Raw genomic sequence first — 23,833 nt, forward strand, 5'->3', positions numbered from 1 at the left:
TTAGTAATTCATCATTAATATGCTTACTGAAGCAATGGTGATTCCTACCTGTGATATAAAAGCTGCCAGCATTAATAAATGGGCAATAATTCTTTCTTTTTTTTGATAAAAAAGATAGCTAAGAATTGTATTTATGCTAAGAATTATTATTCCTATTAGAGGCAGAAAATATAATTGCCACCATGGCCCAATAATGTCTACTCCAAAATACACATTATAGTGCAGTATTAATAAAAAATCAACCGGCCTTATAAAAAAAATAATTAAGCCCCAATTTGCAAGATTAACAACAAGCGAACCTATGAATACCCAATGTACTATTCCGCTTGTAAAAAATTCATTTAAAAAAAATTTTTTTATTATTAAGCTATATAATTTCATGAGGTTTTTCCAATACTAAAGGTTCGATTTTTTTTTCTTTCTCAGTTATTTTAGAAACATCCTTGTCGATTTTACCCAACTCTTTATATGCTGCGTTGTAACTATTGACCGTTGTTCCTAGATTATTACCTACTTTTTTGAAATACTCTTCATAGGCTATGATGTGCTTTCCTAATTTTTCAACATTTGTACGTATTTCCTTGGCATTTTCCTCAATTTGGAAAGCTCTTAAGCCCTGGAGAACTGTTTGCAAATAAGCTAAAAAGTTTGTTGGAGAAACAATAATTACATGCTTCTGATTAAAGGCATATTCTATAAGATCGGCAGAATTTACCTGGGATGATCTCATAAGCAAATCATAGTATATCGTTTCACTGGGTATAAACATAAAAGCAAATTCCATAGTTCCTTCATCAGGACGTATATATTTAGATGTTTCATCAATTCTGTTTTTGAGGTCTTGTTTAAAAAGTTTCTCATATTTTTCCCTTTCAACTTCATTGACAGCATTTACTATCTTTTCATAATTTTCTAAAGAAAACTTTGAGTCTATGGGTACAATACTTTTGCCCACAAAAACTACCGCATCCACTATTTCCCCGTCTTTGAATTTATATTGCATTTTATAGTTATCCGGAGGCAAAACATTTTTTAAAGTTGTTTCCAAGAAATATTCTCCCAGTATCCCCCGCTGCTTTGTGTTTCTTAATATATCCTGAAGATTTTGCAGTTGAGCTGAAAAATTTACAACTTGCTTGTTAGTTTCTTCAAGCTTGGTAACACTGGAAACCATATCAGCAATCTGTTTTGCAGATTGTCCTGTTATACCCTGTACAGTTTGCATAGTATGGTTTATTTGCTCTTGAGTAGCTCTATGAGTTTCAGAGAGTTTTTCATCCATTTTATCCCTAAGCCTGCGATTTTCATCCAAAAGCATTGATAATTTTTCCTGGATAATAGCAGCTTCCCTGTCACTATTTTTACTTTCTATCTTTTTTTTCAAATCAAAAACAAGCCACAATAAAGCGGCTAAAAGCAAAACAGACAAAACTGCGACTATAAGTGTAGGCATATTTAATATTTATTATTTTTCAATATTTTTTATGGCCAAGCAGAAATCTTTTAAAACCTGGAATTTTGTCTATCAATTCTATGTGCGAGCCTTCAATAAAATCAATCAAAAAGCGATCAAGCATATCGATGCGATACTTAAATTCATCACTGTTCATTATTACAAAACTTACTTCTTTCCCAACCTCAGCTTCTAGGCTGCTCATTACGCTTTTTAATTTTCCACGACTGACATTGTTAGCCACAATTATCATATCTACCTTACTTTTCGGATAATTCAGAAATATGCCACTGGCAAGCGCCAACTTTACATCTCCTATATTTTTTAATTTAGCCAAGCTTTTGCATTGGGGTGAAGAAGCAGATTTTGCAAATAAATTTTTTAATTCAAAATAAAGATAAAAAGTTTTATCAAGAGCATAAAATTTTACACCTCTTTTTCTGTGCTCAACTAAAAATTTTATTTTTTTCAATTCTTTTATTTCTTTCCTTACAGACACAGAAGAAAGCATATTTTTTTTGGAAACCTCCGTAGCTCTGAATTCCTTATCCGGATTAAGAAGAAAAAATCTCAAAACCCTTGTTCTGGTTTTTGAACCAAAAAGTTTTTCTAAAATTTCAGACATATTCCTTGTGTAGATTAAAATTAATTAAAATTAAGGCCTAAATATGAGCCTGCAAACGCATAAAAAGCTTGGCTAGGCCATTATTATCATTAAGGACATTATATATCATCTATATAAAAAGTAAAATGCCTATGTATTATATATTTTTGTTGCAAAGAGTATTAAATTACTATATTATGTATGCAGATATACCTCCACGCTAATCGGAGAGAATATAAGGGCAATTTTAGCTTGTTTTGCAAAATTTAACTAAGCAATCGCCAATTGGCGTGGAGGTAAACTTGAGGTGCTATGTTTGTATAATCCTATTATAAACAAGGCTATTATGTCCTCAAGAAATCATAACAATAAAAAAGAAGTGTTTAAGGAGCTGGAAAAAACAATTTCACCTGTTTTAGTTATAAATAATCCCTCACTCAAGCCTTATGTTGAGGTTTTTGAATATTATCCAGAAAACATATACCAACAACCGCTTGGATCGCTTATAGGTTTTTTTGAAATTAAAGATTACAGTAAAGATTCGGCATATATTGTAAACTTTCTGACTTTAACCTTAAAAAAAGAATACTACAATAATCCAAAACGTTCGGTCGCCGAAAGCTTAGATAGCGCACTTCACAAAGTTAATTTAGCGCTTTCAGAAATAGCTAATAAAGGCAACATTGAATGGCTAGGCAAACTAGATGCTGCGATATTTGTTTTGGAAAAGAATAATGCACACTTCAGTGTTTCAGGTAAAGCAAAAATTTTCTTATACAGAAACACTGTGCTTACTGATTTAAGTGAAGGGCTTGCATCAGACTTTCCAGAACCTCATCCTCTTAAAACTTTTATTAATGTCTCAAGCGGAAGACTTGAAAAATTTGATCAGATACTTATAACATCAGAAGATATCTTTCATATTCTTTCCGTTACGGAACTTAGAAAGAATTTTCAGCGTTTCAAGGGAGAAAAATTCGTTCAACTTTTAAAAACTGCTCTGTCAAATCAACTGGAACTGATCGCAACCTTGGTTGTCCAGATATCAGACACGAATCTTACCAATGAAATCAAAAATTTCAGTTCCAGAAAAAAAATATCTCCTATAGGAAACGTTTTCAGCGAAAAGACATTTATAAAATCACAAAATCAATCAGAAATTAATGAGAGCCAATTTAATGAGGGTAGCAATAAAGAAAAAGCTGAGGATGAATACACCGACAAAAAAACTGGGCATATTTATGTTCAGGGAGAAGATGACGAATCCGATGAAAATAAAAGAATAAACCTTTATTGGGATATGACTAAAGAAAAAATCGCTCAAGGATGGTATTCTGCAAAAAATGATATAAAAAGGAGATTTTCACTATATAAAAAACAATTGGCAAAAAAACGACAACTTCTAAGGATAGAGAAGGAGAAAAAACTGCAAGTTTTGAAAGAAAAAATAAAAAAAGAACAAGCAGAAAAAGCCATGAATGATGTAAGACTCGAGCTTGAAGTAAAAGAAAATGAAGAAATGATTTCTCGGAACGAGAAAGAAGCAGCAACCCCTGATAATGCCCCAAAAATCGAAGAAATTGTTAAAATTGAAGAAATAACAATATCAGGCAAACCTCAAGAACTAACTTTTAAGGAAAAACTTGAAATTGCAGTAGAGCAAGAACGAAAAATCACTATTGAAGAAAACAATAAGCCCACAAATGTAGTAGAAAATGAAGAAAAAGAATCAAGGATAGCTATTTTTGTTTCTGCTCTTAAGAAAATAGCAAATAAAATTATTAATGTTCTAGGTAAAATATCCGCATATGTACGTAATTTAGCGATCAAAGCATATGAGAAAATAAAACAAATAAATGTTAGCGATGCCAAAAAGGTATATGGATTTATCCCCCATTTTTCAAAAATAAAAAGACTGTTTTCTTCTTTTTCTTATAGCCAGAAAATATATACTCTCTTGGCTCTTATAATTATATTCATTGGGCCTATTTTTATTGTTAAGTGGATGAATAGGACAAAAATTCCCACAATAAACGAGCTGGAAAATGCTCAGCCAACTCTTTCGGAAATTTTGTCCAGCGAAAAAAATATTAACCTTTCAACACAGAAGCAAATTATCTTGTCTCGCAACGATCTGATAAACGCAATGGTTACAAATAATGGTATAGCTGGCATTACAAAAAACAGTGTTATTATTATAAACAACGGAGAACAAAAAGAATACACTCTGCCTGAAAATTCAGGCGTATCTTCAAAAGCAACTTTCATGAAAGATCTGTCACTAATATTTATTGTTACCGATAAGAATAAAATTGTTTCATTCAGCCCAGTTTCTTCAAAATTCATTTCAGAAAACATAAACCTTTCAGAGAATATTTCTAGCTACTTTATAGGTACATACCTGACCTACATTTATATGCTTGACCCACAAACCAATCAAATTTACCGTTATCCAAGGGTAACCGGCGGATTTGGAAACAAAACAAGCTGGCTCAAAGAAGACCTTTCTTTGAGCGGAATTTCAGATATGACGATTGATGAAAATATTTATTGCGTCCAGAATAATTCCGTTTTGAAATTATTTAAAGGCAAAAAACAAGATTTCTCCCTGGAAAATTCCAATACGCCAGTCAATTTTGATAAGATTTTTACAAACATAAATTCTTCATCGCTTTACGCTTTAGATGCCAAAAAATCAAGGATAATTCAGTATAATAAAACCGACGGCACTATTATCAAACAATACTTTAATGAATCCTTAGCTAATGGGACTTCACTTTCAGTCGACGAAATCAATAAACTTGCCTACATAACAACTTCTTCGGAATTGATTTCAATTTCAATACAATAAGTAAAATTTAAAACGGCATTTGAGCCGTTTTAATATTGAATTTTTATTTAATTAAAAATTGCTTTGTTTCTTATACTGAGAATTTTGCTCTTTCCATAATTTCCCTATTTACAATATTGCCATCTCTTCCATATTTCAATCTGGAAAGCTCTTTCAGATAATTCGCTGTAACCTGATCACCCTTGGTTGGAGAATATGTTTTCATATTAAAAGGCTTTGAAAGTTCATTATTGATTAAAACTTTAGTAAAACAGTTTCTATTGTCTACATTTACCAAATCATTAGCGGTAAAAATTGGTAAAAACTGTTTTTCCAAGAAATCCGCATCTTCAGCTCCTACACGAAAAGCTGCTAGTGATCCGACATTACCAAAAACAGCTTTTGAGATTTCTTCTTTTAATTGGGCAATAAACTGATGAGCTATAATTAAACACAAACGATATTTTCTGGCTTCTGATAAGATCTGTGCTATTGAATTGGTAGTTACATTCTGAAACTCATCCATATATAGGTAGAAATCTTTTCTATCTTGTTCCGGCGTATCAACCCTTGAAAGAGCTGCCATTAATACCTTTCCTACTATTACCATACCCAAGAGCCTGGCATTAATTTCTCCTATTTTTCCTTTTGATAAATTAACAAGCAATATTTTGCCATTATCCATTGTCTCCCTGAAATTGAGAGTGCTTTTTTGCTGGGCAATAATTGGACGCATCATATCATTAGAAACGAAAGTTGTAAGTTTTGAAGTAATATAAGGAACCATATTTGCTAAAGCCGCTTCACCTCCGGCTTTCTCAGCTTCTTTCAGCCAAAAATCTGAAACTACCGGATTCTTACATTTAGAAAGCTTCATTTTTCTAAAATTTTCATCCGCTAAAACTTTGGAAATTTCCATAAGAGTAGAGCCAGACTCAGGATCTTCCATAATAAGAAGCATTGCATTTCTGACATATTGTTCAAACATAGGACCACCAGTTGCTTTAAGATCATACAATTGATCAAAGATGCCTATCATTTCATTTATAATAAAAGTTTTCTGTTCTGGATGTGAAGGGTCATATTCAAGCATATTAAGACCAAATGGGCGTTCAACATCAGACGGATCAAAAATAATGACATCTTCTGCTCTTTCCTTAGGTATGGAAGTTAAAATATCTTCAATAGCATCTCCATGCGGATCAATAAAACAGAAACCTTTTCCATTCCTCGCGTCTTGTTTAGCCATTTCTTGAAGAAAAACCGATTTACCAACGCCGGTTTGACCTATAACATAAAGATGCCTTCTTCTGTCATTGTCAGTAATACGAATTGGAGTTTCTAGTCCCCTATAATCATTAAACCCTAACAATATGCCTTCCTTTGGAATATTTGTAGGTGGCGGAGCAGCTCCAGCTTTGAGCCATTTTATTTTTGGAGTTTCAGTGGTGGAAATTGGGAAATGAAAGATACTGGCAATTTCTTCTGTGGACAAAATCATAGAATTATCTTCATCAAAATTTCTAAAGATATAATCAAATGATATTTTTTTCTCTTTTATTCTTTTTTTAATTACATAGTGATTGACTTCATGGTTTTCAAATTGTCCGAACGCATTTTCCATCTGGGCTAATATTTCATCGGCACGTTGCTGAGAGTCGGCAGAAGCAAGCATACGTATATTTACCTTAAAGCCAGCTTTATTTGATTTTGTTTCAATTTTTTTGACCAACTCTTGCTCTTCGGGGGTTAATTGAACAGCATTTTTGTTGAGAATTTTTTCTGCTGGCTTATTTTGGACAACTTGAACCATGCCTTTCCCAAGCTCTATAGCTATCGAGCCTGGATGAGCATCTTTGAGCTGTTTCCCCTGTTGCATATTATGTGCAATAGAGCGTCCTAAATTACGCCATTTTTTTCCTGCATTGCGCAAAATGATCTGGATAGCGGCTCCCTCTTCTTCTGATTTAAGCTTGCTGAGTGCATTAGATATCTCATTCAAGGGATCGACATTCATACTTTCATAAGTAAGGACAGGCAAAGCATGACTTTTTTTAAGTCCCAACATCGCTGCTGCGGTAAAACTCTTTGGAGAAAAAATAGTATAATCTGTAACTTTTTCAATTGAAGAATTTGGAAAATAACTATGAATTTGTTTTTCTATACTTTCACGAAATTTTTTAGGTACTGCTAAATAAAAAAATATTTCCTCGCTGTTAGAAGGATTAGCTATTTCAAGAGCTATATAAGGTTCATCATATAAAAACTGAGCTAAAAAAGATTTTTTCTCCCGAATGTTGGAAAGAGAAGCTAGGAGTTGTTCCATGGCTCCAATTTCTTCTTTCCAAGCTTCACTATCCGCTGAAGTTTCTTTCTTTTCTTTTATGATTTTCGTTACACGCACTATTTCAAGATCCATATTCATGCTTCGGCTGATTTGTGCGCGATAGTTTAAAAAGCTACGGAAAATCCAGAAAAAACCGCTTAAAAAAGCGATTACCGAAAGAAGTATAGCCAATGGAACAAAAATAACATTCAAATCAAAATTATTCATTTTTATTTTTATTTATATTTCAATACCAAAACTTAAATTTATAACCTATATTTCTTTTATCATTCCCCTTTTAACTAATGCGTCATGCAGTTCATCAGCCAGCATTCTATCATGAAAAGTGTCTAAAACGTAGTTATTCTCCATATGCCTAGCGACTTTAACCGCATGAATAACACCTTTCTGCTGGGCAAGGTCTATAAGATGCTGGATTTGTGTTTCTGCATCCATTATCTGCATTCCTGTTTTAGCATCACTTACAATGTCACTCTGGCTTGCATTGTCATCGGTCTGGGTTTTTATTTTTGATAAAATTTTACTATAAGCATCATCCTTCTCGACAGCACTTATTTCCTGGTAAGATTCGCGTTCAACTTTTGAAAGAGGAGCATTTTCAGGATTGTTTTCCTTTTTTATCGGCTCTTCCTTGTTAAAATTCAAATCACTTTCATCTATCGGTTCTAAATTATACTTTACTGGATCCATATTTTTTATACTTATTAATTACCAGTTACCATTTCATTTTTAAATTCCTCAATAACTCTCTCAACCATTTTATCATAATCCTTTATATTATCCATAAAAAATTCTTCCATCTGTTCCGGAGTAACCTCACCTTCTATTATTTTTTCATACCTTTCCCTGCCCTGTTCACCAAGTTTTTCCATTGTTTCCAAGAAAATGCGTTTTAGCAAAACTTCCGTCATTTTAATCAAAAGTTCATCCTGTTTATTTTTAGAGAGGGTGTTGATTCCAAGATCTTTTATCAGCCCGGCCAGAGCTGCTGACTGAGGATTTATATTTTCATCTATCTTTGTTGCCATATTTTTATTTTAGTTTTATTTTTTTTATCCATCTTTTATTTCTTAGCCTCAATTACAACCCTGGCAATCCATCTGATCGTAGTGTCTCCCGGTTTAGGTGGCACTTGTTCTATAAGTTTATTGAAAAACATTGCTCCTTTCTTTGGAATTTTTTCCAGAAAAGCTGCTTTAGCCTCTTCTGATTTCATAATTTCAGCTAAATTTTGATTTTTAAGTTCTGAAAAAATTTTTACAGATTTACCGAAAATATTATTTTTAATTTCAATGGCACTGCCCCTGGTGTCTGGCAGATCTAAGATGCTCTTTTCCATCAAAAGTTTGTGCAGTTCCGCATTGGCAAAATTACGCTCCATAGCTGCCTGTGGGCCTGCGTGATGGGATACATATTTTTCATATTTCTCTAATTTATCTATATCTGACTGCAAATCAGCGCTAGACTCTTTCATTTCATCTATTGTAGCTTGATCAGAAAATTCTTCAGGTTCCGGAGTGATATTATCTTCAACTGCAGGCTCTTCGGGAGCTGAGATATCTTCAAGCGAAGGAGACTTAAAATCATCAGGACTGAAATCGGCATGTTCAATATGGCTTATGTTTCCGGCTATATTGTGCAGGCTTAATCCGTTTTTATCAAAAACTACATTCAAACCTGTGCCGGCTTTTACATTTACCATTCCATCTTTCAGCATACTTTCATATCCGTCGGCACCGACAGATTTTATGATATTTTCTTTGTTGTCATGCATATAATCCAGCCAGATACGATGTGCGGCAGCTCCGGGATTTTTGATTTCAGGGTGGGAAGTTTTCATGTATTCAATTAACGTTTTTTCAATACTGCTACCTTCTTTTATCGTTAAATTTTCAACATGTGCAGAATCTGGCAATCCTTCATGAATGCCTTTAACTGAGATAGCTCCTTTATCATTAATTGTTTCTTCTACGTTAGGATTACCTCCCATTAAACTGCTTTTATTAATTTTATCATAATTAAGCTTATCAGTAGAACCATGACTAATTTGCTCAGCCTGTTCCGGCCCAAAATGATCACTAAAAAATCTATATATCTGACCACCGAAAGCAATCACGGATCCCACTGCCACTCCTGTCGCAGTTTGTTTGATGTCCCTATTTTTTATCTTATTAATATAATTTTCTTTGTCTTTAATGGCTATTTCTTCCGTTTTTGCTTCCAATATCGCAAATCTGAAGTTTTCTTTTTGAATAGCATGGTTAATCTTTTCTTCTTGCTTTTCCTTTTCTTCCTTGGAAGCATTTTCTTTTATTTTGTATTTACTATACTTCAGCAATTCATTTCTTTTTTCTTCATCACTCATTTTTTCCAGATTTTTCAGATATTCTGAAAAATCTTGCTTTTCTTTTTCAACTTGTTTCTTTTCCTTCTTTTTTCCCCAAGCTTCAAGCCCTTTTTTCGCACCATAGCCAGCTACCATGCCCATAAAAACTCTTCTGGCAACCACTGCTCCGCCAACAATAGCTGCTGCTCCTGTTCCAACTGTCAAAGCAGTCATACCCATAAAAACAGCGCTTATTTGCAATTTTCTTTTTAAAGGCAAGCTTCTATAATCTTTTATAACACTGGCTAATTTATCACCTATCTGTCCCCATTTAGATTTGAACATCTGTTCAGCTCTCACATTGGAAGTTTCATCAGCCATTGTTATCCTCTGTTCTGTTATAAACTCTATGTATATCTTTTCTAATTCTTCATTCGTAGCTCCTTTTTCCTTTGCTCCTGCACTTAATTCTTTTTGCAAATCAAAAAGTTTATTGTCATAATGTGCCCTTAAGAAAGCGACTTCCGTGTCTTTTTCAAATTGCCTTCCTTCATTGTCTTTTCTGACACTTATAAAAAATTTTCTGATACGGGTAAGCGCTGTGTTTTTTTTGTAATCAACTTCCAGATATTCCTTGCGTGCTTCATCGACTTCTTTTCTTAATCTTTCTATTTTTTGTTCTCTTGTTTCTATGTTTTTATCTTTGTTTTCCGGTTCAGCTTCTGTTGATTTGACTTCTTCTTTTTTGTTTTCAGCTGCTTCTTCTTGATCAGGAAATCTTTCATAATTTTCCCACGCCTTTTTTTCTGCTTCATCTTCTCCCTCTTTTTCTTCATTCATCTCAACTAAATCCGGATACATGTTTTTAGGATTGAATCCAAACGGGATTTCCTCATCTTCATCGTGATTATCGATATTTGGTTTTTCCATAGAAAATCAGCATGTTTGGATCATAATTAAATACGATTCAAACACATTAATATAAACTTTAATGTTTGTTTAAATAAATTATACCACAAAATACAATTTAATCCCATAGCTGTGGATAATTCTGGAAATTTTAAAAGCCTAGAGAAAAATTTCTCTAGGCTTTATATCACCTCCTTTTATAAGAAGTTATCAATTTATAAATCTACTTTGTCAATTGGGAACATGACCTCATTGTTGCCGGTTACAAAGTCCCCGAATTGGTTTTCCAACTGTACCCAAATCATTCCTTGTGGGGCCTTCCTTTCTAGGAACTTTACTCGTGTTCCGGGTTTGAACCTCATAGGTTCTTTGCCTTCACGATCAAGTATAACGCCACCGCTGTTGTAGGCAACTGATATACTATTCAGCTTCCCTATCGAACCCAGTTCGGCAGACCTTTCCATCGCCATGGTAATTGTTTTCTGCTTGGCCGATTGCCAGTTATTAAAACTGGCTTTAGCATCCGGCGACCAAACGCCAAACAACAATCCTGCAGTTGCAACAATAATTGTGCCAGCTATAAATTTGCTTCTTAACATTTTCACCACCGGCCCAAATACTTTATACTTATCCGCGAATGAAAAAACTGTTGCAGCAAACCAGAGCGGAAGCAGTATGCTTATTACAACAGCACACCCTTTTGAATTGGCATATATACCTGTAAAGATTATTGTAGCTGTTATTAAAAACCAAACAACAGCTATAACGATCAAGGCTCTGATGATTATTGGAAAAACATCGGCGATTGCATAATCACATACGCCACCAACCAAATCAGCAATTTCATTTCTGAAAACTGCCGCTACAACTAATAGAACTAACACCTCAATAGCGATAGGCATGTTCTTTACCTCCTTTTATTTTGTCTGTGAATACGAGCTCTTTCCCTGAACGACCTGCAGTCGTTAGAAAAATCGGTTGACGCATTTTTGACTTTTTGAGTCAAATCATTGAAAGACCTCTTGGCTTTCTGATGCATCGGATCGGGAATTATAATCCGACCGCTGATGCAGAAGTCATAAGCTTTCTGCAAGTCTCCTCCAAAATCATTTTTGATCAGGGAAGCAAATTTTTCCAAAAAAATCTTCCGACAATCAACTCCGGGAGACCCGGCTTTGGTTTTCTCAAAAACAACACCCCCGGTTTTCTCGCTCCAGCGCGTCTCCTTTTCCTCTGGTTTTGCGGGAACAACTTCCATTCCCGCAACAACATTTATAAACCTATTTCTCTCAAATTCCTTACATTGATTGAAAAGAAAGTTCGAGATTATTACCTGCTCCTCGTTTTTTAACTGCCCGAGGATTCCGTCAAATATTCTCTCGTCTTCGAGAGACCAACCCATGAATCCAGGAAGTCTTTGCTTCCATTGATCTGGGACCTTCTCGCTAACTTTGCCCAGTGTATCAAAAACACTGTACAAAGTATTCATAAGAGTCATTATCCACTGAAGACCCTCCTTATTTCCTGCTGCCATAATACATCCCTCCTATATTTTATTTTTATTATATTCATTTTTTAAAATAACATTTTAAAGGTTTCAGAAAACCTTATTATGGGACTATCCCATAACATATTATTCTATCATAAAACAACAAAAAAGTCAAGAGCAGGAACACATGCTAAAATTATCCCTGTTTTTAGGCAAAAATGGATACTGTTCCAAAAAATAAAATTAGTGGTATAATAAAAAGCATAATAGCGGATATAAACAAAAAAATGAAACAAAAACAAATAGTTTTCTGTTTATTGTTTGCAATAATTATTGCAGCTTTTGGTTTGCGTTCAATAAATATAGAAAATATACCTTCTGGCATATATCCTGATGAAGCACAAAATGGCATTGATGCACAGGAAGCTAATGCAACCAGAGAATATAAACTTTTTTACGAAAACAACCAAGGACGCGAGGGACTTTTCATAAATATCCAAGCTCTTTCAATAAAATACCTAGGCAGCACAGTTTTCGCTCTAAAATTACCTTCTATGATTTTCGGAACTTTAACTGTGCTTGGTGTTTTTCTTTTAATCTATGAACTTTTTCAAAATTATATAGCCGGACTTATTGGCGCCTATTTGATTGCTTTTTCCTACTGGGCAATAAATTTTTCCCGCATAGGCTTCCGGGCGATAATGGTTCCTTTTATCCTGTCATTCGCTTTTTATTTCATTTTCAGAGGACTTCGGACGAAAAAATTGCACGATTTTATCATTGCCGGTTTTATTTACGGCCTTGGCCTTCACACATATATTGCCTTCCGAGTTTCACCTTTGGTTCTTATTGTGCTTCTGATTTCCCTGATAATCACCCGCAAAAAATTTCTAGCTGCATATTGGAAGCATGTTTTTGTGTTTGCTGTCGCCATGTTTGTCGCTTCAGGTCCGATGCTTTTTGATTTTTTTGTTTCTCATCCCGAACATTATGCGTCCAGAACCTCGCACATCTCTATTTTGAACCCAGAAGTAAACAAAGGGCATCTTTCCACAATGCTTTCAAAAACAATCGGACTAAGCATCCAAAAATATTTTGCCATGGGAGATTTGAATATGCGGCACAACTATCCTCCCTATCCATTGCTTAATCCGCTAGTGGGAGTTTCATTTCTTGTAGGATTAGTTTACATATTGATTCAATTTTTCCGTTTAATTTATATAAGATTTAAAAACAAGGTTCGAGACCGCAGACTTGAGATATATACTTTTCTTTTGATATGGTTTTTCACTTTGCTTATTCCTGAATTCCTGGCTGCTGAAGGAAACCCGCATGCACTGAGAGCAATCGGCACATTGCCAGTCGTAATGATTATTGCCGTCATCCCTTTTATGTGGATAATAAATAAATATCATTCCTATGGGAATTCCTTTAGAATTTTTGTAATTTCAAGTCTTATTTTTTCTTTCGCTTTCATAGGCATTGCGGATTCGATAAAATATTTTTTCTTTTTCGCCAATAATCCAAAACAACATCAGGCTTTTGAAGCAAATCTTAAGGAAGTTTCAAATTACATAAGGACACTTCCCGAATCTTCCCAAAAATATATAGTCACAGGAAGCATGCAAAGACTGACAATCAAATATCTTAACCCTACTCTGCCAAATACATATTATTTTTATCCTGGAGAAGCAAATGTCATACCTGACAATAACAAAACTGATTTTTCTGTAATCTTTACAAGTTATGAACCAAATATTATAAATCTGATTCGTGACAAATTCCCCAATACTTCATTTGAAGAACATAGAAACAATTTTGGTGACATATTTTACGTATTAAAATAATAACAAATAATGTCTATGGAAAAATTCATAAAAAAATACTACAAGCATATTATAGTCTTAGTCATGTCTTTTTTCACTGTTGTTTCGGTTTTGAACGCTAAAAACGATTCGGCAACTTATGACGAAGTCGCACACATACCAGCCGCTTATACTTACGTCACCCAGCATGACACCAGGCTTAACCCTGAGCATCCTCCGCTTATAAAAGATTTGTCTGGTCTTCCTCTTCTGTTTATGCATCTTAATTTTGATACTTCACAAAAATTCTGGACTGGAGACTTGAAAAACATGTGGGATGAAGGACAATGGGCCGCCGGAAGACACTTGCTTTATGAAGCAGGAAATAATCCCGATAAAATTATATTTTGGTCAAGAATTCCTATAATATTAATCTCTATTCTTCTAGGCTTATTTCTCTTTAAGTGGGGCAAAGAATTGGCAGGAACATCGGCTGGACTTTTTGCGCTGATTCTATACGCCTGCGACCCGAATATATTAGGACACAACCACTTTGTCACCACTGACATCGGCATAGCAGCTTTTCTGACTTTCTCTTTTTATTATTTTCTTAAATTCATCAAAAATCCTTCCTGGAAAAACGTACTGCTGGGAGGATTTTTTCTGGGCCTTCTTTTGGTCACTAAATTTTCATCAATTTTAGCAATCCCGGTTTTTGGACTCATTATGATCCTGTATCCATTAATAAAAAAGAATGATGGCAAGCATAACTGGAAAATGAAGATTTCAAATCTGGGTGAATATGTTTTCAAGGGATCAGTAGCTATTTTAGTTGCGATTATTGTAATCTGGACGATATATGAAATAAACATTTTCAACATGCCCAAAGAGACTTTTGCAAAAACCATTGATTTTTTCTTTTCTGCAGATGATGCTAACCTTAAGGCAACAATCACAAACAAAACTCTCCACGCCTTAAACCAAAGCGACATCACCCGCCCCCTAGGGACATATCTATTTGGTCCAGCTTGGACATTCAAGCGGGTATCAGGCGGGAATGGCGCTTATTTTCTTGAGCAGGTTGGCAATGGATTCACTTGGTATTTCCCAGTGGTTTTCTTTATTAAGGAAACCTTGCCTTTTCTTTTTCTGGCCATTCTTTCTATTTTTTATACTATCAAACAGGTATACTTTAATTTTTCTTTTCCAGAAATTAAAAAACGGATTACTGATTTTCTCAGTAAATCAGTTGTTGAATTTTCATTTTTAATTTTTATAATTTTATATGCGTATGTCAGTATCAGTGGAGGGTTAAACATAGGTTTCAGACATCTTTTCCCTATTCTGCCTTTTGCCTATCTTCTTATATCCAAAAAGATATCTGAATTTATAAAAGACAGCCATGTTACATCACGGAGATCTTTCTCTCAGATATTTTTGCTTATATTGATTTGGATTTTTTCCATACCTATTTTTAATTATCCGAGCTATACTTCTTATTTTAATGAAAGCATAGGTGGTTCAAAAAATGGATATAATTATGTTACGGATTCCAATACGGACTGGGGACAGGATTTGAAGCGCTTGAGAACATATGTGAAACAACACCCTGAAATAGATAAATTAAGAGTTGACTATTTCGGTGGCGGAGACATCAAATACTATATCGGTGATAAATATGTAATGTGGTGGGACAGTAAAAGACCAGTTGAAACGGGCTGGTACGCAATTTCAACCAACTTTCTGCAAGGAAGTATTTATGATACTAAAAAAACTGTCGGAGACAGCTATCGGTGGACATTGGATTATAAACCTGTAACCATGATTGGCAAATCAATTCTTATTTATCATATAGAACAGCCTCCAGTAAACCAATAAAAAAAGTAAAAAACATCCCGAAATATCTGGGATGTTTTTGTATTTTATTGACTTTGTTCTTTGTTATTTTCAGTATTGTTCTCTTTAAATTTATAGAAAACTTTACCCTCACTGCGGAGATCAATATATTCTATGCTTTCTAATTTATCCCTAGTAATTTCTTTTTTAAAAATTATATCAAGAGAATCGATAGCGCTCATTAGGGAAAATTGGGTAGAAAAGTAGATCTTCACATCACTTTCAACTTTCACATCTATTTCATTGGCTACGTTTGAAGGCGTTGAATATGCGTCATCACCACTATTAATCTTTAAATCTATTCCTTTTAAAGCGTTTTTTATTCCGATAACATACTGTTCAAAATCATAATCTGTAATCTTTTGGCCTATCGCAATGTCCCTTTCACTCATATCATTTATTCTAATCAGGTGATTTTGGGATATTTCCGAAGAATTAAAATCAGCAACGCTATATGCAGTGCCATTTTCATCAATCAAAAAACATTTTTCTCCGGAACACCAAACTAATACTGCCTTTCTTTCGTCAATATTTATTGAAATAGAATCAGGAAATTCTTTAGAAACAGTTACGGCACGTATTTTTTTAAAATTATTTTTAAGCAATTCGGAAACTTTTTTCTCTGAAATAAAAAGAAAATTATCTTTTGGAATAATTTTCAAAAAATTTACCTGCAAATATCCACTCAAAGAATTCTGAATATCGAAACTGTTAATCTCATTATTACCAGTTATTTTTATATTACTCATCTTTAAATATCCCGAGAAAAAAAACATATAGAAGGACACCCCGAAAAAACTAATCAGCAGCATATAGAATATAAATCTTGATATCATGTTCAAAAATATCGACGACCTGCCGGGCATTTTTTTCGCGTTTTCATTTCCAGTGCAATTTTTTATATACATTTTCGCCATTTTTTTATATATCCATAAACAATGTTTCTAAAACAAGCCTAGGATTTGCATTTGTGTTTTTCAATATTTCTTCATTTTTTCGAATTTTTTCCATATCAGTATAGATTTTTTTACATTCAGCTTCATTTGATAACATAGCCTTTTTTCTCATTTCCCATAGCCAAATATCCAATTTTTCTATGGTTTTTGTTATATCTTTAGAAAGTTCTTCAGCTAGCATAAGTTTATCATTAATCGAGCCCTTAATAATTTTATTAAACCCATTAATAGCTTCTGAACGGAAAGATTTTTCTTCTTCATTTTCATTTATGATTTTTGCCAATCCCGGCCTTCCGGCTGAAAGATAAACAATATCTTTCGGAAAATTAATTTTCATTTCTTCATCATTAATTAAAGAAAATTTTATTATCTGCAAACGTGATTGGATTGTAGGCAGAATTCTGTCTATTTCATGTGTAACTAAAATTATTATAGTAGTCGGATTTGGCTCTTCAAGAATTTTAAGTAATGCATTTTGAGCCGAGATATTGAGTTTATGAGAATCATCAATGATCATAACCTTATATTTTCCATGGTAAGGGAATAGACTTAGCGCTTTTTTAGCCTCTCTTATAGATTCAATGGATATTTCTCGCTGTTTAGAGATACCTTTTTTTTCTAAAATTTCAGGAAAAACTATGATCAAATCGAGCAGAGCATCTTTACTAAAATCATTTATGTCTGAATTCATTTCTGTTCCCGAAATCGCATGCAGTGCGAATAATTTAGCTAGAGTGAATTTTCCTACCCGCTGCGGGCCGGAAAAAATATAAGCATGACTCAATGAATTGCTTCTTAGCGATTTTTGAAGAATTGAAAATGATTTCCGATTTCCAATAAAATCCATACTTAACTTTGCATTATTTTATTTATGTATTCCTTAAATTCTCTTTTAAATCTTTCTTCTGAAAAATTTTCAGCATGTTTTTTTATAAATTCTTTATCGTATTTATCTTCATTAATCATAAAGCGCCTGACACCATCAGCCAAAACTTCCGGCGTTTGCACGTCAAAAAATTCCCCAGATTTACCTTCGACGACAGTTTCCAATGCCCCGCCTTTGCGATAAGCTATCACCGGTATTCCCTCTTGCATAGCTTCAACCGGCGCAATTCCAAAATCATCTTCGCAGGGAAAAATAAAGGCTCTGGTATTTTTATAATAATTTTTAATTTCTTCTCTGCTTTGCCAGCCTAGAATTTTTACATTAGACTGGGCAATTTTACGCAAATAATTTTCCTGCTTCCCCTGCCCTATTACAACCAAAGGCAACCCAAGTTTATTAAAAGCTTCGACCGCAATATCAACTTTTTTGTATGGAGAAAGCCTGGAAATAATTAAGAAATAACCTTTGTCATTTAAATTGGCGGGTCTGTCCTTAAAGTTTCGCAAGTGAGCTTGCTCACATAGCGATACGGGTGGGTAAATAATAGCGCTTTCATGTCTGTAATATTTTTTTACACGACTTTGAGTATATTTTGAGTTTACAATCAAATAGTCAGGACGATCAGCTGCCATACGATCCCAGACACGCAAATAACTGAAAAATAAACGGGTAAAAATTGAGGGCTTATTGTTTCTTTCTTTTAAATATTTTTCATTATAGTCCCAGACAAAACGCATCGGCGAATGAAGATATGCAATATGAATAGTATCGAGTTTTGTAACAATTCCCTTTGACCAGGCTCCAGATGAAGAAATTACCAAATCATATTCTCTAAGCTCAAAGGTTTCCGGAATAACCGGGAAGAATGGCAATAACCATTGGTAATGTTTTTTTAAAAATTTAGGAAATTTCTGCAGATATGATGGACGTACATCTTTGCTTCCCCACTCTTTTGACATTTTTTCTCCATCATAAAGCAAAGTATAAATCGGCGCTTTGGGGTACATTTCCGAAAGCACTTTTAAAACTTTTTCCGCCCCACCCGGATAAAGCAGAAAATCATGAACCAAGGCTATTTTTAAGTCTTTTTTCTCCATAAATAAAGTTTAACACACCCTTAAAAATCTTGAAAGATAAGACATTATATACATTAACACATTCTTGACTTTTATTATTTATTTTGCTAGTATGCTGAAAATAATTAAAAAAATAAGTTATTTAAAAAAGGAGGTTTTTGATGATTTCAGGTCCAATTGAAAAAATTTCAGAATCTGAAAGAAAGAAATTCAGAATTCAAAAGCTAAGCATAAGTAAAGAAAGATTGCGTAAAATGAGAATAAGCAAAATAAGCCTCATAGAACTAGAGAGAATACAAAGGAATATCGTGAAAAGTAATTTAGAAAAAAAACTAAAACAATCCTTTGGAGACAGCATAAACCACATTGCAAAGATTTGGGTTTCATACTGATAAGTTTTACTGTTGTTGGTAACACAAAAACTTTAAGATCCATCAAATCAATGGATACTCCAAAATAAAATGCAATTATAAAAATAGGATGGGTCAATAAATATTTTGGTCTATCCTTTTTTTATTTCATCAATATTTGAGCAATTTCTTCGGCGCATTTTTCCCAGCTGAATCTTTGGACATTTTCCTGTCCCTTTTTTATTATTTCCTGCCTAATATTTTCATCAGAAATAAGCTTATAGACAGCATCCGCAATATCCTCAGAATTATTAGGATCAACCAGAATTGCACTGCCATTGGCCACTTCTGGAATTGAAGAAACATTAGAAGTTACTACTGGCACACCAGCTGATTGCGCTTCAAGAATAGGCAAACCAAAGCCCTCATAAAAACTCGGAAAAAGAAAGACATCGGATTTTTTGAGAAGTTCTGCTTTTTTATTTTTATCTATAAATCCAAGTTCGATAATATCTTTCCGGCAATTAACCTTGGCTATTTCATTTTTTATTTTCCCATAGCCAAATCCCGGCTTGCCTGCCAGAAACAATTTGTGCGGAATTTTATACTGTTCTTTTAAAACTTCGAAAGTTTTTATAATACCAATTACGTTTTTTCGTTCTTCCAGACGACCAATGAATAACAAGTATTTAATATCTGGCATTTTGTATTCAGAACCTGAAACGGAAAATTCATTAGCGTAACCATTATATATAACAGAAATTTTTTCTTCCTTGATTTTATATAAATTTATCAAATCCTTTTTTGTATTTTCTGATACGGCAATTATTTTTTTCCCCCACTGACATGATTTTCTTATGCTGCATCGCATATAAATTTTTTCCCAAAAAGAATAAGCATTGGGACAAAATTCATATTCCAGACCATGGATAGTAACTATAGTATTTTTAGGATGGATAACGGGGACAGTATGCGCAGGAATAAATAAAACATCCACTGGATGAAAAAACATCTCTAGGGATAAACCGACTTGAGTCCAAAGATAATAAAAATTTATTTTTTTTATTTTCCAATTTTTCGGCAATTCAAAATCTACCTTTTGATTTTTACGGATATATAAAATAATCTCGTGCTCTTTTAATTTATCAGCGAGATTTTTTATGACTTGATAAGAATATTCTTCGATTCCCGTCCTATCTTTTAAAAAAGCACGAGAACTATCTATGCCTATTAACATTTTTATTTTGATAGCATTATCGTACGTTTGTAAACTTCCAGATTATCTAAAGCGATTCCGATTCCCTTTATGACACACAAAATAGGATCATCAGCCACATAGCACGGAACTCCAATTATTTTGGTTATAAGCTGATCTAAATTTCTTAGAAGCGCACCACCACCGGAAAGAACCATACCTTTATCCATAATATCAGCTGCTAATTCCGGAGGGGTTTCCTGAAAAACTTTTTTAATCGCATTAACCACTTCACGGAGTTCATCCTGGAGTGCTTCAGTAATTTCATTTGAAGAAATTTTTATCGTTTTTGGCAAGCCTCCCATAAGATCACGTCCTCGAATTTCTATATGTTCTTCTTTAACTTGTGCAATTGCACTTCCAATTTCTTTCTTTATGTCTTCAGCTGTTCTATCCCCTATTGCTAAACCATATTTACGTTTGATATAGTCAGAAATAGCCTGATCAAATTTGTTGCCTCCTACACGCGCACTGTGAGCCGCTACAACCCCCCCTAGCGAGATTACAGCTATTTCTGATGTTCCACCACCTATATTAATAATCATATTGCCCTGGGCATTATGGATGGGTATTCCGGCTCCAATAGCTGCTAGTAAAGGCTCTTTAACTACATAAGCTGACTTTGCCCCAGCTTTTACAGCTGCATCAATAACTGCCCTTCTTTCCGTTGAAGTTACCCCCGCTGGAATAGAAATCATAATTTCTGGACGGAAAAAACGGATCCTTCCAGTAACTTTATTAATAAAATACTTAAGCATTGCTTCAGTTACTCTGTAATCTGCAATAACTCCGTCTTTCATGGGACGGCTAGCAACAATATTGTCGGGCGTGCGTCCTAACATTTCTTTAGCTTGATTACCTACGGCCAAAACAACATTCTCTGTAGGAGAAACCGCTACCACGGAAGGCTCATTAACTACGATTCCTTTTCCGGGTATAAAAACTAAAGTATTAGCTGTCCCTAAATCTATTCCAATTTTTCGTATAAACATAATTATTTTATTAGATTCAAATCTCCATTTATTATAATTGGCTTAACCGCTTCTATTTCAGTTTTGCAATATGGCATTTCCGGGATTGGATTGAACAAAAATATTTTCTGATTAAGAACGTGAGCAAATCCTATTTCCATCAAAGTATTTCCCCCGATATAATTTTCAATTCCATTTTTGTCAAAATTCAGAACTAAAACTGCGTCTGCTCCCTGCATTGCTCTCCAAAATTCGCGAATAGCGTCCATGTTGAATTTTTGATGCAATTTAATTTTTTCAATTTCGGAGTTATTCTTGCCTATCATTGATTTATGCAGATCCGTAAGAAAAGCATCATGCCCCATTATATTAAGCTCATCTTTTACTTCCAACATCTTATCAGTAAATTGCATCGAACCAATTATTCCTATCTTCATATAATTTATTTTCGCACCCTTTTTATATCTGCACCTAATTTTTGTAACCTTTCTTCAATCCTCTCATATCCTCTATCTACTTGGTATATTTCTTCTATTGTAGTTGTACCTTCAGCACAGAGCGCGGCTATAATTAATGAAGCTCCGGCTCTCAAATCAAAACTTTTTATAGCACTTCCCCGCAAATGAGCTGGACCATAAATAACAGCTTGATGGGGATTAAGTATTCTAGACCGTGCTCCCATTTTTTCCAATTCCGTCAAATAATTAAAACGTCCTTCAAATAAAGTATCAAAAATCATAGTCTCTCCGTCTGCTTGTGAAGCCAAAACACCTATTGGAGCTTGTATATCACTTGGTATACCAGGATATATGCGAGCATCTATTTTTTCAATTGCTTTCAATTTATCTGATGGTATAACTTCTATTGAATTATTTTCTATTTTAAAATCTGCTCCGAATTCCCTGAGTTTTTCCAAAACCAAATCCAAGTTCTCTTCCTTAGCATTTTTTACTTTTATAGGACTTTTTGTTGCTACACCCATAATAATGAATGTCGCCGCTTCATTTGCATCTGGAATAATTTTATGATCAGCGCCATGAAGTTTTTTACTGCCTATAATTTCTAATGTATGCGTTCCTAATCCTTTAATTTCAGCACCCATAGAAACCAAGAATTTCCCAAGATCTTCGACATGCGGCTCCTGAGCAGCAATTTTTATAATTGTTTTCCCAGGTAGAGATGCTGCCAGCATCATGGCATTTTCTGTCGCTGTTACTGAAAATTCTTTCAGTACAATGTTGGCACTTTTTCTGTTCCTAGCATCTATTTTGTATGTTTTTTCATTAATATTTGTTATATGTACGCCCATTTTTTCTAAGACATCAAAGTGAGTCCCGACTGGACGCTTGCCTATCACACATCCTCCTGGATGATGGAATGAAAAAAAATCAAATCTGGCACTTAATGAACCCAGCAGCAAAATTGAAGACCGGAGTTTTTTTACCAGAGAATCGTCTAAATGGGCTGGATCAATATCTTTGGAACAAATTTTAAGAGTTCTTTCCTCTACCCAATCAATAGAGGCTCCTATTCCTTTTAATATCTCAACCATGCGAAAAACATCCTCAATTAGAGGAACGTTGGAAATAGTACAAGGCTCATTTGTAAGCAATGTAGCAGCTAAAATAGGCGTAGTCGCGTTTTTCGAACCCCTTACATCTATGCTTCCAGAAAGCCTTTTTCCACCTTTTATTTCAAAATAGTCCATAGATTTAGTATACATGAGTAATATTTTTTTTCAACCTCAGAAGGGTTATTTTTATTTATACAAGCAAAGTACTTTAAATAACAAAAAAGTAAGCCTATTTTATGCTTACTTTTTTCTAATAATGACCTTGATAATTTACCAAGCGTTAAAAAATATGTCTTATAAAATAATTAAAAAATACTTTTCAATAAACATCATAGAATTTTGTATTCTTGTTTTTCTGCAGAATAAACAGAGGATCATGTTTTTTGTGTATGACTGCAGCAATATCAATTAAAATAAGGAAGATTGCAAATCCGAAAGCCAAAGACCAACCTATGATTGCTGATTGATTATTTTTAAAAAGAACATCTAAACTTGTTTTATCAGAAATTCCTGCCACCTTGCTTGGCTTTTTTTCTTGGGTATTTATATCAGATACTGTGCTTATTGGCATATTGCCACTAGATATGTTTTGTTGCATCTGTTTTCCAAACATTTGCACAACAACAACCGCCCTTTGTCCATCAATTATGCCCTGTTTAACAGCAATCCCCGTTTCATCATAATTTTCATTTAATATATTTTTTCGATGCGTTGGACTATTCATCCAAGCTTTCTGCTGATCTTCAGCACTTGTAAAATTTATAGCTAAATTTTCTCCAGCATATCTATATCCATATTTATTTTCATTTATCCAGTCCCATGGCGACTTTCCTTGTGGCGATATGTGTGCAAAATAATTGTTTTCAATCATATCCTGAGCTTTTTGCTCTGCAGCTTTTTGCAAAATATCATTCTTTTTTAAAACAGCTACATTGCTAGATTTTCTTGCATTATTTACAAGCTTTATAATAATATCTGCTGTAATATCACTTGCTTTAACTAAGGGCGCAAAAAAAACTACAAACATTGCAAGACTTATAAAAATCTCTGCAACAAGTGCCTTACTAAGGGTATTTTTACTTTTTTCTGTTATATGCAGCATTCTTT

At 34.0% G+C, this 23,833-nt stretch carries 21 protein-coding genes; 4 read left to right on the plus strand and 17 right to left on the minus strand.

Annotation, left to right across the window (positions count from 1 at the left end; all coding sequences use genetic code 11):
• From PLR68_01635 to PLR68_01645, 3 genes are read right to left on the minus strand one after another with little or no spacing between them, the layout of a single operon-like run.
• Positions 1–381, minus strand: a complete 381-nt coding sequence (locus tag PLR68_01635) for a hypothetical protein (GenBank protein ID HOW60440.1) — start codon at positions 379–381, stop codon at positions 1–3.
• Positions 368–1,453: a DNA recombination protein RmuC gene (locus tag PLR68_01640; protein ID HOW60441.1), complete on the minus strand. Its 1,086-nt coding sequence runs from the start codon at positions 1,451–1,453 to the stop codon at positions 368–370. Before PLR68_01640 ends, PLR68_01635 begins: the two co-directional genes overlap by 14 nt.
• Before the next feature lie 19 nt (positions 1,454–1,472).
• Positions 1,473–2,078 carry a hypothetical protein gene (locus PLR68_01645; GenBank protein ID HOW60442.1) on the minus strand — a complete coding sequence of 202 codons (606 nt, stop codon included), beginning with the start codon at positions 2,076–2,078 and terminating at the stop codon, positions 1,473–1,475.
• Between the two features lie 325 nt (positions 2,079–2,403).
• Here PLR68_01645 and PLR68_01650 point away from each other — a divergent pair, with 325 nt between their 5' ends.
• Positions 2,404–4,908: a hypothetical protein gene (locus tag PLR68_01650; GenBank protein HOW60443.1), complete on the plus strand. Its 2,505-nt coding sequence runs from the start codon at positions 2,404–2,406 to the stop codon at positions 4,906–4,908.
• A 70-nt stretch (positions 4,909–4,978) separates the two neighbouring features.
• On the opposite strand, the gene PLR68_01655 is transcribed toward PLR68_01650, so the two are convergent.
• The 6 genes from PLR68_01655 to PLR68_01680 all read right to left on the minus strand — a co-directional run bounded on the left by PLR68_01655 (position 4,979) and on the right by PLR68_01680 (position 12,003).
• The gene (locus PLR68_01655) at positions 4,979–7,441 is read right to left on the minus strand and encodes a type IV secretion system DNA-binding domain-containing protein (GenBank protein HOW60444.1); all 2,463 of its coding nucleotides are present in this window, start codon (positions 7,439–7,441) and stop codon (positions 4,979–4,981) included.
• A 45-nt stretch (positions 7,442–7,486) separates the two neighbouring features.
• The gene (locus PLR68_01660; protein HOW60445.1) at positions 7,487–7,924 is read right to left on the minus strand and encodes a hypothetical protein; all 438 of its coding nucleotides are present in this window, start codon (positions 7,922–7,924) and stop codon (positions 7,487–7,489) included.
• 14 nt (positions 7,925–7,938) lie between these two features.
• Complete coding sequence (locus tag PLR68_01665; GenBank protein HOW60446.1) at positions 7,939–8,262, minus strand: hypothetical protein; 324 nt, start codon at positions 8,260–8,262, stop codon at positions 7,939–7,941.
• 35 nt (positions 8,263–8,297) lie between these two features.
• Positions 8,298–10,490 (minus strand): hypothetical protein, encoded by a 2,193-nt coding sequence (locus PLR68_01670; GenBank protein ID HOW60447.1) that lies wholly within the window; start codon positions 10,488–10,490, stop codon positions 8,298–8,300.
• Positions 10,491–10,684: 194 nt separating this feature from the next.
• Complete coding sequence (locus PLR68_01675; protein HOW60448.1) at positions 10,685–11,371, minus strand: hypothetical protein; 687 nt, start codon at positions 11,369–11,371, stop codon at positions 10,685–10,687.
• A 5-nt stretch (positions 11,372–11,376) separates the two neighbouring features.
• The gene (locus tag PLR68_01680) at positions 11,377–12,003 is read right to left on the minus strand and encodes a hypothetical protein (GenBank protein HOW60449.1); all 627 of its coding nucleotides are present in this window, start codon (positions 12,001–12,003) and stop codon (positions 11,377–11,379) included.
• A gap of 242 nt (positions 12,004–12,245) precedes the next feature.
• On the opposite strand from PLR68_01680, the gene PLR68_01685 reads away from it, so the two are divergent.
• Together PLR68_01685 and PLR68_01690 are read left to right on the plus strand one after the other, a co-directional pair.
• Positions 12,246–13,805 carry a glycosyltransferase family 39 protein gene (locus tag PLR68_01685; protein HOW60450.1) on the plus strand — a complete coding sequence of 520 codons (1,560 nt, stop codon included), beginning with the start codon at positions 12,246–12,248 and terminating at the stop codon, positions 13,803–13,805.
• Between the two features lie 15 nt (positions 13,806–13,820).
• Complete coding sequence (locus PLR68_01690) at positions 13,821–15,641, plus strand: glycosyltransferase family 39 protein (protein ID HOW60451.1); 1,821 nt, start codon at positions 13,821–13,823, stop codon at positions 15,639–15,641.
• 44 nt (positions 15,642–15,685) lie between these two features.
• Here the strand turns inward: PLR68_01690 and PLR68_01695 are convergent, their stop codons facing one another.
• The 3 genes from PLR68_01695 to PLR68_01705 form a co-directional block, all read right to left on the minus strand.
• Complete coding sequence (locus PLR68_01695) at positions 15,686–16,408, minus strand: FtsQ-type POTRA domain-containing protein (protein ID HOW60452.1); 723 nt, start codon at positions 16,406–16,408, stop codon at positions 15,686–15,688.
• A 172-nt stretch (positions 16,409–16,580) separates the two neighbouring features.
• On the minus strand, positions 16,581–17,462 hold the full coding sequence (locus PLR68_01700) for an AAA family ATPase (protein HOW60453.1): 882 nt from the start codon (positions 17,460–17,462) through the stop codon (positions 16,581–16,583).
• Positions 17,463–17,464: 2 nt separating this feature from the next.
• A complete protein-coding gene (locus PLR68_01705; protein HOW60454.1) occupies positions 17,465–18,598 on the minus strand; it encodes a glycosyltransferase in 1,134 nt (377 codons plus the stop codon).
• A gap of 140 nt (positions 18,599–18,738) precedes the next feature.
• Here PLR68_01705 and PLR68_01710 point away from each other — a divergent pair, with 140 nt between their 5' ends.
• A complete protein-coding gene (locus tag PLR68_01710; GenBank protein ID HOW60455.1) occupies positions 18,739–18,969 on the plus strand; it encodes a hypothetical protein in 231 nt (76 codons plus the stop codon).
• Positions 18,970–19,090: 121 nt separating this feature from the next.
• Here the strand turns inward: PLR68_01710 and PLR68_01715 are convergent, their stop codons facing one another.
• The 5 genes from PLR68_01715 to PLR68_01735 all read right to left on the minus strand — a co-directional run bounded on the left by PLR68_01715 (position 19,091) and on the right by PLR68_01735 (position 23,828).
• A complete protein-coding gene (locus PLR68_01715; protein ID HOW60456.1) occupies positions 19,091–20,164 on the minus strand; it encodes a glycosyltransferase family 1 protein in 1,074 nt (357 codons plus the stop codon).
• 2 nt (positions 20,165–20,166) lie between these two features.
• Positions 20,167–21,174, minus strand: coding sequence for a rod shape-determining protein (locus PLR68_01720; GenBank protein HOW60457.1), 1,008 nt, complete (start codon positions 21,172–21,174; stop codon positions 20,167–20,169).
• Positions 21,175–21,176: 2 nt separating this feature from the next.
• Positions 21,177–21,590 (minus strand): hypothetical protein, encoded by a 414-nt coding sequence (locus tag PLR68_01725; protein ID HOW60458.1) that lies wholly within the window; start codon positions 21,588–21,590, stop codon positions 21,177–21,179.
• Between the two features lie 5 nt (positions 21,591–21,595).
• Positions 21,596–22,876, minus strand: a complete 1,281-nt coding sequence (murA, locus tag PLR68_01730) for a UDP-N-acetylglucosamine 1-carboxyvinyltransferase (protein ID HOW60459.1) — start codon at positions 22,874–22,876, stop codon at positions 21,596–21,598.
• 169 nt (positions 22,877–23,045) lie between these two features.
• Positions 23,046–23,828 carry a CAP domain-containing protein gene (locus PLR68_01735; protein ID HOW60460.1) on the minus strand — a complete coding sequence of 261 codons (783 nt, stop codon included), beginning with the start codon at positions 23,826–23,828 and terminating at the stop codon, positions 23,046–23,048.
• Positions 23,829–23,833 lie beyond the last annotated feature (5 nt).

This window comes from Candidatus Moraniibacteriota bacterium (assembly GCA_035390125.1).
GTDB lineage: Bacteria > Patescibacteriota > Minisyncoccia > Moranbacterales > GWC2-37-73 > DAOOTD01.